This is a genomic window from Cognatishimia activa (assembly GCF_017798205.1).
GTDB classification, from domain to species: Bacteria; Pseudomonadota; Alphaproteobacteria; order Rhodobacterales; family Rhodobacteraceae; genus Cognatishimia; species Cognatishimia activa_A.
Genome location: NZ_CP060010.1, coordinates 1,095,223 through 1,107,973, shown reverse-complemented (window position 1 = coordinate 1,107,973; position 12,751 = coordinate 1,095,223). Strand labels below are relative to the sequence as shown.

The following is a 12,751-nucleotide window of genomic DNA, read 5'->3' as shown; positions in this document are numbered from 1 at the left end:
CCTTTACACATTGAGCAGCAGGTGCTGACGTTCCCATGGGCTGATTTCGCGTTGGTGCTCTTCGAGCTCTGCATTTTTGATATCAGAGAAGAGCTGCCAAAATTCTTTACCAAGCATATCTGGCATCGACTCGGCCTCTTCCATTCTTTCCATTGCTGCGCGAAGTGAGAATGGAAGCTGATCGGATCCCGGATGTCCGTAGGCATTGGTCGTGACTTCGGGGCGCGCTTTTTCGCCGTTCACCATGCCCAGATAACCCGCGGCCAAGGAGGCTGCGATCGACAGATATGGGTTGGTGTCCGAGCCGATGACGCGGTTTTCGACGCGACGCGCCTCGGGGCCGGAAATTGGAATACGCAGACCGGTGGTGCGATTGTCGCTGGCCCATTCCAGGTTCGCCGGGGCCGCGTAGCCTTCGATGGAAATGCGGCGGTAGGAATTCACGTATGGCGCTAGGAAGGGCACAGCCTCCATCAGGTATTTCTGGCTTCCGCCGATGAAATCGTGAAAGGCCTGCGTGGGTGCGCCCGAGGCATCGGAAAAGATGTTCTGGCCGGTTTTGATATCTACAACGGATTGATGCAGATGCATGGCCGAGCCCGGCTCATCGCGGATCGGTTTCGCCATAAAGGTGGCAAAGACGCCGTTCTTAAGTGCCGCCTCACGGATGCTGCGTTTGAAGTAAAACACCTCATCGGCCAGTTGCAGCGGATCGCCGTGGTTGAGGTTGATCTCGATCTGCCCCGCGCCGCTTTCCTGGATGACAGAGTCAATCGTCAGCCCTTGGGCTTCGGCGAAATCATAGATTGTGTCGATCACCTCCCCGAATTCGTCCACAGCGACCATGGAATAGGCCTGACGGCTGGATCCACGTCGACCTGTCCGGCCAATTGGTGGCTCGATTTCGGCATTGGGGTCGTCGTTGGGTTTGGTCAGGTAGAACTCGAGTTCCGGCGCGACGATGGGTTGCCAGCCCTTTTCCTTATAGAACGACAGAACGCGTTTCAGCACGTTGCGCGGTGCAATGCCCAGAGGCTCTCCGTCGCGGGTTTCAAGATCATGGATGATCTGAACCGAGGCATCGTCCGCCCAGGGTACGGCGCAGGCGGTCGACAGATCGGGGCGCAGAACGATATCGCTTTCAAGCCATTGGTTCTGGATCTCCATATCGACCCATTCACCGGAAATGGTTTGATAGAACAGCGAAACCGGCAAAAAGAGCGCTTGATCGGGATCGAATTTATGCGCGGGCATGGTTTTGCCGCGCGACATGCCTGCGAGGTCCGGCACAATACATTCCACCTCGTCCAGACGTCGCCCGCCCAGATAGGTTCCAAAGGCCTTGGGCAAATCCCCGAGCCAAGACTTTTCATTTTCTAACGACACGAGTCACCTGTGGATCTTGTGTTTCGAATATTTTGATCAAATTATGAAGGAATTGATTTTGCGTCAATCCGCGCGGGCATTCATTCCTGCAAAGATTTCTTGATCTGACCCATTCCCTGCAAAATATCTGTGCGGATCGCCTGAGCGGCGCGCCCAGCGTCTCCGTCACGGATCGCTGAAATGGTCTCATCGTGCATGTCGGGCAGGTTCGCTGTGCCGTACCGCCCGCACACAACCCGCAGAGAGGGGCCTGTGCGCAGCCATAGCGCCTCGACCATGCTCAGCAAAATGCTGGAGTTCGCGTTTTCGTAGAGATGAAAGTGAAACCGAAAGTTATGCAGCAGATAGCCCTCGACTTGACCATCCGTGATGGCCTGATCCAGCTCTAAATCGATGTCCTTAAGCGATTTCGCAAGGGATTTCGCTTTATTTTCAACGGCCATTTCAACCAGCTTGGGTTCAATGGAACAACGCGCAAAGCTCAACTCTTCAAGTTCCGAGGCATTCAATCGAGGCACTTCGATCCGCCGATTGCCCAAACGACGCAGCGCGCCCGCAGATGTCAAGCGCCGCACGGTGTCGCGCACGGGCATAACGCCGCTGCCGATCATCTCGGCCAAACCATGTAGCGTGACGGCCTGTCCCGGCACCAATTCGCCAAACAAGATCGCGTCGCTGATGCGGCGATAGATGGCCTCATGTTCGGTGATCTTTTTGGGCTCGGCGTTCAATTTGCTTATCCTTAAGGCGAAATTTTTCGCCGGTCTGCGGGGTGATGCGGGGCAAGGATGTCGAAACGCTTGCGCCGAATCGTATCTTTTGATCAAAATTACACCAATCAAAATAAAACTGACAACCGGGAGCTACCAAAATGAAGAAACACCTGACCCTTGTGTCAGCGGCTGCGCTTTGTGCTGCATCTTCGCTGTCCGCCGAGGAAGTACGCGTTTACAACTGGTCCGACTATATCGACGAAAGTCTGCTGGAAAAGTTCGAGACCGAGACCGGCATCAAGCTGATCTATGACGTTTTTGACAGCAACGAAGTTTTGGAAACCAAGCTTCTGGCGGGTGGCTCTGGCTATGACGTGGTGGTGCCGTCGGCGACCTTCCTGCAACGCCAGATCGCGGCGGGGGCCTTCCAAAAGCTGGACGTTGGCCAATTGCCCAACCACGGTAACCTCTGGAACGTCATTCAAGAGCGCACCGATCAATATGACCCAAGTGGCGCATATTCTGTGAACTACATGTGGGGCACGACGGGCATCGGCTATAACATCGGCAAGGTCACCGAGGTTCTTGGCGAAGACGCACCGCTTGATAGTTGGGATCTGGTGTTTGATCCGGCCAATATGGAGAAGCTGGCCGAATGTGGCGTGCATTTCCTGGATGCACCTACAGAGATGATCCCGGCTGCGCTGAACTACATCGGCGAGGATCCTGACAGCCATGATCCAGAAGTGATTGCCAAGGCAGAGGCCGTCTACGACGCCGTGCGCCCCTATATTCAAAAGTTCCACAGCTCTGAATATATCAACGCGCTGGCGAACGGCGATATCTGCGTTGCGGTCGGTTGGTCCGGCGATGTTTTCCTCGCGCAGTTCCGTGCCGCCGAGGCCGAAAACGGCCACGAGATCGATTATTCGATCCCCACGCAGGGGGCTCAGATGTGGTTTGACCAGATGGCGATCCCAACCGATGCACCAAACCCAGAAGCGGCGCATAAGTTCATCAACTTTATCCTGAACGCGCAAAACGCTGCGGCGGCCACCAACTATGTTTGGTACGCAAGCGGCAACCTTGCGGCACAAGAGTTCATTGACCAGGAAATCCTAGAGTATCCAGCGGTTTATCCAGATGCTGCGACTTTGGAAAAACTGTTCATCACCACGCCTTATCCGGCCAAAGTCCAGCGTGTCGTGACGCGTCTTTGGACCAAGATCAAGTCTGGCACCTGATCATTGAAGACCACGTCGATCGCCTTGCGCCACGCGTAGGGCGGTCGTCACTTATTGGGGGCGGGCATGAACCAAGACACGTCTGGCAAAGCATTTGCGCCGTGGAACGACGCGAGCGAAAAGCCACTTATTACTTTTAAGAATGTCACCAAGAAATTTGGCGAGTTCGTCGCGATTAGTGACCTGAACCTCGACATCTACGCCCGTGAATTCTTTGCGCTGTTAGGGCCGTCTGGCTGCGGTAAGACCACGTTGATGCGCATGCTGGCGGGCTTTGAAACACCGACGTCAGGCGTGATCGAACTGGCGGGACAAGACATCGCGGCGATCCCGCCGAACAAGCGCGAAGTGAATATGATGTTTCAGTCCTACGCGCTGTTCCCGCATCTGAACATCTGGGACAATATCGCCTTCGGTCTGCGCCGCGAGAAAATGCCCAAGGACCAGATGGAAGCGCGTGTCGAAGAGATGCTGCGCCTCACCAAAATGGAAAAATTCGCGCGTCGCAAGCCGCATCAGGTTTCCGGCGGTCAGCGTCAACGTGTGGCCTTGGCGCGCTCTTTGGCCAAAGCACCGAAACTCTTGCTGTTGGACGAACCGCTTGGGGCGTTGGATGCGAAATTGCGTCAGGATACACAGTTTGAACTGATGGACATTCAGGAAAGCACCGGCACCACTTTTGTGATCGTGACCCACGATCAGGAAGAGGCGATGACCGTGGCCAGCCGCGTGGCGGTGATGGACCACGGAAAATTGGTGCAAGTCGACACGCCCGACGTGATCTACGAGACGCCGAACTCTATCTATGTGGCTGATTTTATTGGCGATGTGAACATCATCGAAGGCACAGCCGAGGTAAATGACGATGGCGTCTCACTGACATGGGCCGAAGGGCAGCCTGCCTTGGTTGGTTCCGCAAATCAGCCGATCTCCAAAGGGGCCTCTGCCGCCATGGCGATCCGGCCTGAAAAGATCGCGATCAGCTCGGAAAAGCCGACGGATCGGACGAATGTGCTGCAAGGCAAGGTGCTTGATATCGCTTATCTCGGCAATATCTCGACCTATCACGTGCAACTGGACAACGGCACGGTCATCAAAGCCCAGATTGCCAACACACGCCGCATCGCGCGCCGCAACTTCACCTGGGAAGATCCAGTCTGGCTAAGCTGGACGGACACCGCCGGCATCGTTTTGGCGGTCTGACATCATGAAGCTGCGCCGCCTCACCCTGATTGGGATCCCGTACTTCTGGCTTTTGGCCTTGTTCTTGATCCCCTTTGGGATCGTACTCAAGATCTCGCTGTCAGACATCGCGCTGGCGATCCCGCCCTATACGCCGACGCTGGATATTTCCGGTGGCTGGCAGGCATTTCGGGATTTCCTCAGCGAATTGGATCTAGAGAATTTCGAGTTCCTCACCACCGACGACCTCTATTGGAAGGCCTACCTCTCAAGCCTCAAGATCGCAGCGATCTCGACCCTTTTGGCCCTTCTGATCGGATTCCCGATGGCCTACGGCATGGCCAAAGCGCGCGAGGACTGGCGGCCGACTTTGATGATGCTGGTGATCCTGCCGTTTTGGACGAGCTTTCTGATCCGCGTTTACGCCTGGGTCGGCATTCTTAGCACCGAGGGCTATCTGAACCAATTCCTGATGGGTATCGGCATCATCGGCGATCCGCTGGTGATTTTGAACACTTCAACGGCGGTCTACATTGGCATCGTCTATACCTATCTACCCTTCATGATCCTGCCGATCTACGCGACGCTTGAGCGGTTGGACGAAAGCCTCATTGAAGCCGCCGAAGACCTCGGCTGCTCGCGCATCTCAGCCTTTTGGCTGGTGACCGTGCCACTGTCGAAAAACGGCGTGATCGCGGGCTGTTTCCTCGTGTTCATCCCCGTGATCGGCGAATTCGTGATCCCCGCGCTCTTGGGCGGATCGAAAACACTGATGATCGGCAAAGTCCTGTGGGAAGAGTTCTTCTCGAACCGCGATTGGCCCGTGGCCTCCGCCGTCGCGATCATCCTTTTGTTGGTGCTGATCATCCCAATCGTTCTCTTCCAACGCAATGAGCAGAAACAGAGGGAGGCAGAGCAATGAGGCGGTTTAGCTGGTTCAACGCGACCTCTCTGACGATTGGTTTTGCGTTTCTTTATCTGCCGATGCTGATCCTTGTGATCTATAGCTTCAACGAGTCAAAACTGGTCACCGTCTGGGCCGGGTTCTCGACCAAATGGTACGGTGAGCTTTTCCGCAACGAGGCCTTTCTGGATGCGGCCTATGTGACCCTACGCGTGGCGATTTTCTCGTCTTTATTGGCGACGGTTCTGGGCACAATGGCCGCCTATGTGCTTGTCAGGGCAGGGCGTTTTCCGGGGAGAACGATCTTCTCCGGCATGATCTATGCACCGCTGGTAATGCCCGAAGTCATTACCGGCCTGTCGCTGCTGTTGCTGTTTATCTCGCTCGGGCTGGATCGCGGTGTTCTGACGATTGTTCTGGCGCACACGACGTTTTCTATGTGCTTTGTCTCGGTCGTGGTTTCGGCGCGTTTGGCAAGCTTTGATCAATCGCTCGAAGAAGCCGCGCTGGACCTAGGCTGCACCCCGTTTGAAGCCTTTCGGCTTGTGACCCTACCGGTCATCGCACCTGCAGTGATCTCGGGCTGGCTATTGGCCTTCACCCTATCGCTCGACGATCTGGTGATCGCGAGCTTTACTTCCGGCCCGTCGGCAACGACGCTTCCGATTAAGATTTGGTCGTCGATCCGCCTGGGCGTCAGTCCTGAAATTAACGCGCTTTCTACGATCCTGATCGCCATCGTGGCGACAGGCGTGATCTCCGCATCTCTTATTTCCAAACGCGCCGCCCTGCAGCGTGATCTCGACAGCAAAACATAGAGGGTACCCGTGAGCGACTTTGAAAAGATCTGGCAGGACTACTGCGCCCAACACGGCAAGCCTGATCGCGTCGAGCTGATGCTCTGCGACATCAACGCGATTTTGCGCGGCAAGTGGTTGCCCGGCGAGGATATCGGCAAGCTGACCTCTGGGGCCGCGCGGTTGCCGATTTCGACCTACACGCCTTGCATCCTTGGTTGGGAAGTCGAAGCAACAGGGCAGGGGATCGTTGTCGGAGACCCGGATGGGGTACTGACGCCCGTTGCGAGCACATTGGCACCCGTGCCATGGGCCGACGGCAATGTGGCGCAGGTATTGGTTGAAATGAAGGATGCCACGGGCGAGATCGGGGAGTCCTCGACTAGAGAGCTTTTGCGCAAAGTTGGAGATCGTTTCGCCGCGCGCGGTTTGAAGCCTGTCGTTGCAACAGAATTGGAATTTTACATCGTGAAAGCGCGTGGCGCAGCGTCAGACGCGCCAGAGCCGCCAGACCGTTTGCCCGAAGCTCAGAACTACGATCTTGAGGTTCTGGGGCGTCATTCGGCTATGCTCGAAGAGATCAAAGAGGCCGCGAAACAGCAAGGCTTGCCCACAGACACATTGATTGCGGAATACGGGCCCGGGCAGTTTGAAATCAATTTCCACCACACGGGTGATGTCTTGGCCGCTGCGGATACAGCGTTGTTGTTCCGGCGGTTGGTCCGAATAGTCGCGTCAAAACACGGCTATGAGGCGACCTTTATGGCGAAACCCTATGCGCAACACCCCGGAAATGGCATGCATGCACATGTGTCTTTGGTCGATGAGGAGGGCACAAATGTGCTGGCGGCGGAGGCCTCCGGTGACCTGTCAGACCCGATGCGTCATGCGATTGCCGGAACCTTGGCCACCATGCGCGACCTGCAGGCCATCTTTGCACCGCATCTGAATTCTTACCGTCGCTTCCAGCCAAAGAGCTTCGCGCCCTCGGCGCCTGAATGGGGCTTTGATCACCGCGCGGCTGCAATCCGACTTCCGGAAACATCTGGCAAAGCGGCGCGGTTGGAACATCGGATTTCCGGTGCCGATGTGAACCCCTACCTCGCTTTGGCAGCGATTCTGGGCGGCATCCTCTACGGGCTTGAACACCAGCCCGATCTTCAGCTTCAGATTGACCACCCAGATGCGAAACCGCAACCACTGCTGACCCATGACTGGTCCACGGCCGTCGAGCGGTTTGCACAGTCTGAGGTTGCGGCAGATGTCTTTGGGCAGGCGTTCCGGGATCTTTATGCCATCGTGCGCCGCGAAGAGATCGCTGAGCTGACCACGGTGATCTCGCCTGTGGAATACAGCGCCTATTTGTCGAGACTGTGAGGGTGTGACCATGACAAAGCGCCTGTCTATCGGAGTTCTGGAAACGGGGCGGCCCCCTGAAGAATTGGCGGGCCGTTATTCGAACTATCCCGCTATGGTCGCCGCTTGGCTGGCCGAGTTGGGCGCAGAGTTTTCGGACTATGCGGTTCTGGATGGGCAGATCCCATCCTCGCCCATGGATCACGATCTTTGGGTCATTACGGGATCAAAGTTCGGAGCCTATGAGGACCATCCTTGGATTGCGCCTCTAGAGGATTTCATTCGGGCTTGCCGAGACGCAGGCAGGCCAATGTTTGGCATCTGTTTCGGGCATCAGATTATCGCGCAGGCCTTGGGGGGCGAGGTTCGGAAATCTGACAAGGGCTGGGGGCTTGGGTTGCATGACTATCGCTCTGAAGGGCCGCTTGAGGATACCTCGGATCAGTCAATCATGACACTCTCTGCGTTTCACCAGGATCAGGTCGTGGACATTCCGCAAGGCGCGCAGCGGGTGGCGCGTTCCGAGTTTTGCGAGAATGCGGCTTTGTACTATCCGGGCTTTGCACTGACGGTGCAGGGCCATCCGGAGTTCCGAGAACCCTACTTGCGCGATCTTGCGAAGCTGCGCGCGGGTCAGGTGTTCTCGCAGGCCGAGGCCGAAGCTGCCGAGGCGTCCTATGACCGCGCAGACACGGCGGCGGATTTGGTGAGGGTGCTGAAATCCCTCTTGCTGGACAAGGAAACGAGGGCTGCGTCATGAGCGAACAAGACGGCGATTTCGCATTCCGTTCAGACAGCAATATGGGGCGCTGGCACGAGATGACCTATGGTGGCGTCACCAGTTTTCTGCGCCGCCGTTATTCCCGAGACCTTTCAGATGTGGATGTTGCCGTCACGGGCATCCCCTATGATTGCGCGGTCACCTATCGGCCCGGCTGCCGCCTTGGCCCGCGCGCCATTCGCGCGGCCTCTGTGCAATTGGCCGAACTCAAGGCGTTTCCCTTTGGATTTGATCCCTTTGATATGCTGTCGGTCGTCGACTACGGAGATTGTGCTTTGGACCCGCATCATCCGGGTTCGATCGCAGAGGCTATTGAGGCGCATGCCGATCAGATCCTGGCACAGGGCACCAAGTTGTTAAGCCTTGGGGGCGACCATTTTGTATCCTACCCGTTGCTGAAGGCGCACGCCAAACACCATGGTCCTTTGACATTGATCCAATTCGACGCGCATTGCGACACTTGGGAGGACGACGGCTCGCGCCTCGACCACGGCACGATGTTCGCGCGTGGGGTCAGCGAAGGGATCGTGGATGTGGCTTCCTCGACGCAGGTTGGGATACGTACCCACAATGACGCGGATGTTGGTATCGAGAAGTTAACCGCGCCTTGGGTCCACAGAAACGGTGTCGATGCAGCGCTTGAGGTTCTGAGGTCTCGAGCCGGAGATCGGCCGGTCTATATTTCCTTTGACATCGATTGTCTGGACCCGGCCTTTGCCCCCGGGACGGGGACGCCTGTCGCGGGTGGTCTGGCATCATGGCAGGCGCTAGAGTTGATGCGTGGTCTGGAAGGGCTGAATTTGGTTGGCATGGATGTGGTCGAGGTCGCGCCGGCTTATGATCATGCCGAAATCACTGCGATTGCTGCGGCGACGATTGCGCATGATTGGCTTTGTTTGGTGGCGCGTGGTCAGGAACGCCAAGGCGCAGCGACGTAGGGGCATTCGCCTTTTGGTCCGGAAAACCATTGACAGATACTACAGTAGTGTAGTGTTTTGTTCATTAATGTATTTCTTCGGAGCAAAGAGGCGATGCGTCAACCCTCTGTCTTGATCATTGGTGCCGGTGCGACGGGCATGCTTGTCTATATCAAGCTGCGCGAAGCGGGGATCACAGATCTCACGTTTATCGAAAAAGCCGACAAGGTCGGGGGAACATGGCGTGAGAACACATACCCCGGGATCGCCTGTGATATTCCCGCGCCGCATTATTGCTATTCCTTCGAGCCCTATGTCTGGACGCACCACCTCGCGTTTGGCGGCGAGCTTCAGGAATACATGGAACATGTAGGCCGCAAATATGGCGTCACGGACAACGCGCGTTTTGGCGAGGCGGTGACGTCCTGTGTCTATGGGGATGACGGCAAATGGCACGTCGAAACCAGTAAGGGTGACGCGTTTGCGGTGGATTTTGTGATCTCGGCGACGGGGATTTTGCACCATCCCAAGTGGCCCGAGATTGACGGCAAGGACGACTTTGCGGGAGAGCACTGGCACACGGCACAGTGGCGGCATGATGTTGACCTGACAGGCAAGCGGATTGGCGTGATCGGCACCGGGTCCACCGCGCATCAGGTGATCCCAGAGCTGATCAAAGGCGGCAACGAGGTCTCGATCTTTCAGCGCACGCCGCAATGGGTCGCGCCTGTTCCTAACATTCGTTTTCCAGAATGGCTGCGCCGACGCTGGCAGCGCAAGCCCGAGCGGATGCAGGGTTGGAAAGCCGCCTATAGGTGGCTGGTTCAGAATGTGTTCATCAATGCGACGGTCGGAAAATGGCTGCCCAATCAGGTGATGAATGTTCTCTGCAAGGGCCACCTTTGGCGCATACGGGACAAAGACCTTCGGGCCAAGCTAAGGCCGGATTACGAGGTGGGCTGCAAAAGGCTTGTGATCAATACGAGTTTCTATGGGGCCATTCAAAAACCCAACGCGCATCTGATCACTGAGGGCATTGATAAGATCGAAAGCGGCGGCATCCGCACCAAGGACGGCACGTTGCACGAATTGGATGTGCTGATCTATTCCACGGGGTTTCACAACTTCAACTACATGCGTCCGATGAACCTCGTGGGCCGAGGCGGACATCGTATCGAAGACAGTTGGGGCGCGGGGCAGTATCGCACGCACCGTGGCGTCTTGTTGGAACATTTCCCGAATTTCGTCCTGATGCTGGGGCCAGGTACGCCAATTGGCAACAACACGATCATTGGGATTGCGGAACGCCAGATGGGCTATGTGATGCAGTTGATCGATATGTGGCGCAATGGGGAAACCGATGCGATCGAGCCGACGTCAAAAGCGGTTGAGGAGTTTGCCAATTACATATCCGCCGGCGTGAAGGACACGGTCTGGGTTGGTGGCTGTCAAAGCTGGTATCTGGATGCCTCTGGGCAGCCCACGATCTTCCCCTATGACTGGGACGAGTTCCTGCGGATCACGGAAAGGCCGGATCCGTCTGAACTGGTGGCCTCGGCACCGAAGGGCAAGGTGGCTTAGGATGTTGTCGCGAAGGTTCGTTAACGCGCATCTGCGCTATGGCACCAAGCCCCTGATGGCCTTTCTACGCGATCAACGAAAGCTGCGCTGGACGGCAGGGCTCTATGCCAAGACTATGTTCCCAGCTTCGCGCGACATGAGTTTCGCGCCGGATCGCTTGGTGTCCGGTTCCGGATCGGTAGACATCCTATGGTGCAGCATGCAGGCCGCATCGGCCAAGAAGGTGATCCTCTATTTGCATGGCGGAGGCTTTACGCTTGGCGATGAGATCAGCCATGGCGCAATGGTGGCTCGGATCGCCGGAGAGGTTGGACAGCGCGCCGCGATGGTGGACTATCGCCTGGCGCCAGAGCACCCCTATCCCGCAGCAATTGATGATGCTCAATACGCCTACGAAGGGTTGCTGGAACGAGGCTATGCAGGCGAAGACATCATCCTAATGGGTGACAGCGCTGGCGGTGGGTTGGTCTTTACGCTGTTGCAGCGCCTGCAGAGGCTCGGCCTTGCCAAACCCTTGGCCTGCGTCGCGATTTCTCCGTGGGGAGATCTGTCGATGTCAGGGGCGTCTTTCAGCGAGAACATCGCGAGTGATATCATGTTGCCGATTGGGTGGATCACACGCGGGCGCAATGCCTATGTTGGCGATCATGATCCGAAAAACTCTGATCTTTCGCCGATCTTTGGGACGTTTGATGCACCACCACCCAGCTTTTTGGTCGTCGCGAAGGACGAGCTGCTTGCCAGCGACAGCTATGCCTTGCGGGATATGCTGTGTGATGCAGGCGGAGAGGTAGACTTCCACGAAGAAGAGAACCTGCCGCATGTCTGGACCTTCTATCACGGAAAATTCGCACCGGCGGATCAGACAATTCGCCAGATCGGCGACTTTGCAAAACGTCACGTGTGACGGCCCACGGAGGACAAATGCCAAAACGCATAGACTTTGAGAACGCAGTGGTTCTGATCACCGGCGCGGGGGCCGGGATCGGACGGGCCCTCAGCGAAGAAGCTTTGCGGCGTGGTGCGCATGTCATTGCTGTGGAGCGGGACGCAGAGGCGCTTGAAAGCCTGAGCGGATCGTCTCTGACCAAGGCTGTGGCCGATGTCTGTGACGCGGAGCGTATGCGCGAGATCGTGGCGCAGGTTCTGGCAGACCATGGGCGGCTGGATGTCGCCATCGCGAACGCTGGGATCGAAAAGATCGATCCGATTTGGGCGCAAGACCCGAAGGATTTCGAGTCCGTTATCAATGTGAATGTGCTTGGAGTTTACCGGACTCTGCAGCCCTGTCTGGCGCCGATCATCCAAAGCGGGGGGCATCTGTTTGCGGTGTCATCGATCGCCGGGATTATCCCCTTTCCCTTTGGCGCGGCCTATTCCACGTCTAAGGCGGCGGTCGACATGATGATGCGCGTCATGCGCCTGGAGCTTCTAGCGACCGAGGCCACTGCAGGGGCCGCTTATTTCGGGTTTATCGCCTCGGAAATGGGAGAGCGCGTGACCGCGCACCCCGGAGTCGCCGCCCTGTCAAAATGGATGCCGCGCCCGCTTTTGGGTCTGACGCCCTACCTCACGCCGCAGCAGGCGGCCGAGCGGGTTTTGAACGACATCGAAAAACGCAAAGCTCGCAGCTACACGCCCGGTGTGATCAGGCTGACCTACGCGCTGCGGGGACTCTATGCGCAGTCCGACGAGTTTCTGGGTCGCTATGTGATGGGGCTGCCGAAGTTCATCAAAAGTCACTATGGCCTGCCGTTTTCCGACAAAAGCGACGGGACGTCACCTAGGCAAACTCAAAAATAGAATTTGTTCGAAATTGGACAGTAGTGTAGCGTTTTGACCATGTTTAGATTCGCGGGCTTGGTCCCGCGAACAGTCAAGAAGCAAGCG

Annotated in this window: 12 protein-coding genes; 10 read left to right on the top strand and 2 right to left on the bottom strand. The window is 56.8% G+C overall.

Going from position 1 to position 12,751, the window contains the following annotated elements; all coding sequences use genetic code 11:
* Nucleotides 1–3 precede the first annotated feature (3 nt).
* Together HZ995_RS05355 and HZ995_RS05350 are read right to left on the bottom strand one after the other, a co-directional pair.
* Nucleotides 4–1,386, bottom strand: coding sequence for a glutamine synthetase family protein (locus HZ995_RS05355; protein ID WP_209357634.1), 1,383 nt, complete (start codon nt 1,384–1,386; stop codon nt 4–6).
* 80 nt (nt 1,387–1,466) lie between these two features.
* A complete protein-coding gene (locus HZ995_RS05350) occupies nt 1,467–2,117 on the bottom strand; it encodes a GntR family transcriptional regulator (protein ID WP_209357633.1) in 651 nt (216 codons plus the stop codon).
* A 140-nt stretch (nt 2,118–2,257) separates the two neighbouring features.
* Between HZ995_RS05350 and HZ995_RS05345 the strand changes: the two genes are divergently transcribed.
* The 10 genes from HZ995_RS05345 (at nt 2,258) to HZ995_RS05300 (ending at nt 12,664) form a co-directional block, all read left to right on the top strand.
* Nucleotides 2,258–3,343, top strand: a complete 1,086-nt coding sequence (locus HZ995_RS05345) for a polyamine ABC transporter substrate-binding protein (protein ID WP_209357632.1) — start codon at nt 2,258–2,260, stop codon at nt 3,341–3,343.
* A gap of 66 nt (nt 3,344–3,409) precedes the next feature.
* Nucleotides 3,410–4,546, top strand: a complete 1,137-nt coding sequence (locus HZ995_RS05340; protein WP_209357631.1) for an ABC transporter ATP-binding protein — start codon at nt 3,410–3,412, stop codon at nt 4,544–4,546.
* 10 nt (nt 4,547–4,556) lie between these two features.
* Nucleotides 4,557–5,447 (top strand): ABC transporter permease subunit, encoded by an 891-nt coding sequence (locus HZ995_RS05335; RefSeq protein WP_209358165.1) that lies wholly within the window; start codon nt 4,557–4,559, stop codon nt 5,445–5,447.
* Nucleotides 5,444–6,247: an ABC transporter permease gene (locus HZ995_RS05330; protein ID WP_209357630.1), complete on the top strand. Its 804-nt coding sequence runs from the start codon at nt 5,444–5,446 to the stop codon at nt 6,245–6,247. Before HZ995_RS05335 ends, HZ995_RS05330 begins: the two co-directional genes overlap by 4 nt.
* Nucleotides 6,248–6,256: 9 nt before the next feature.
* Nucleotides 6,257–7,603, top strand: coding sequence for a glutamine synthetase family protein (locus tag HZ995_RS05325; RefSeq protein ID WP_209357629.1), 1,347 nt, complete (start codon nt 6,257–6,259; stop codon nt 7,601–7,603).
* Nucleotides 7,604–7,613: 10 nt separating this feature from the next.
* Nucleotides 7,614–8,342, top strand: coding sequence for a type 1 glutamine amidotransferase (locus HZ995_RS05320; RefSeq protein WP_209357628.1), 729 nt, complete (start codon nt 7,614–7,616; stop codon nt 8,340–8,342).
* Entirely contained in the window at nt 8,339–9,301 is a 963-nt protein-coding gene (speB, locus tag HZ995_RS05315; RefSeq protein WP_209357627.1) for an agmatinase, read from the top strand. The genes HZ995_RS05320 and speB overlap by 4 nt, the downstream gene beginning before the upstream one ends.
* Nucleotides 9,302–9,394: 93 nt before the next feature.
* A complete protein-coding gene (locus HZ995_RS05310) occupies nt 9,395–10,861 on the top strand; it encodes a flavin-containing monooxygenase (RefSeq protein WP_209357626.1) in 1,467 nt (488 codons plus the stop codon).
* A gap of 1 nt (nt 10,862) precedes the next feature.
* Nucleotides 10,863–11,768 carry an alpha/beta hydrolase gene (locus HZ995_RS05305; protein ID WP_209357625.1) on the top strand — a complete coding sequence of 302 codons (906 nt, stop codon included), beginning with the start codon at nt 10,863–10,865 and terminating at the stop codon, nt 11,766–11,768.
* Between the two features lie 17 nt (nt 11,769–11,785).
* On the top strand, nt 11,786–12,664 hold the full coding sequence (locus HZ995_RS05300; RefSeq protein ID WP_209357624.1) for an SDR family NAD(P)-dependent oxidoreductase: 879 nt from the start codon (nt 11,786–11,788) through the stop codon (nt 12,662–12,664).
* Nucleotides 12,665–12,751: the final 87 nt, after the last annotated feature.

What these genes read in the sequence shown, in the direction of transcription:
- HZ995_RS05320 (WP_209357628.1), top strand. Translation starts at nt 7,614, where the DNA reads ATGACAAAGCGCCTGTCTATCGGAGTTCTGGAAACGGGGCGGCCCCCT.
- HZ995_RS05305 (WP_209357625.1), top strand. Translation starts at nt 10,863, where the DNA reads ATGTTGTCGCGAAGGTTCGTTAACGCGCATCTGCGCTATGGCACCAAG.
- HZ995_RS05345 (WP_209357632.1), top strand. Translation starts at nt 2,258, where the DNA reads ATGAAGAAACACCTGACCCTTGTGTCAGCGGCTGCGCTTTGTGCTGCA.
- speB (WP_209357627.1), top strand. Translation starts at nt 8,339, where the DNA reads ATGAGCGAACAAGACGGCGATTTCGCATTCCGTTCAGACAGCAATATG.
- HZ995_RS05330 (WP_209357630.1), top strand. Translation starts at nt 5,444, where the DNA reads ATGAGGCGGTTTAGCTGGTTCAACGCGACCTCTCTGACGATTGGTTTT.
- HZ995_RS05310 (WP_209357626.1), top strand. Translation starts at nt 9,395, where the DNA reads ATGCGTCAACCCTCTGTCTTGATCATTGGTGCCGGTGCGACGGGCATG.
- HZ995_RS05340 (WP_209357631.1), top strand. Translation starts at nt 3,410, where the DNA reads ATGAACCAAGACACGTCTGGCAAAGCATTTGCGCCGTGGAACGACGCG.
- HZ995_RS05300 (WP_209357624.1), top strand. Translation starts at nt 11,786, where the DNA reads ATGCCAAAACGCATAGACTTTGAGAACGCAGTGGTTCTGATCACCGGC.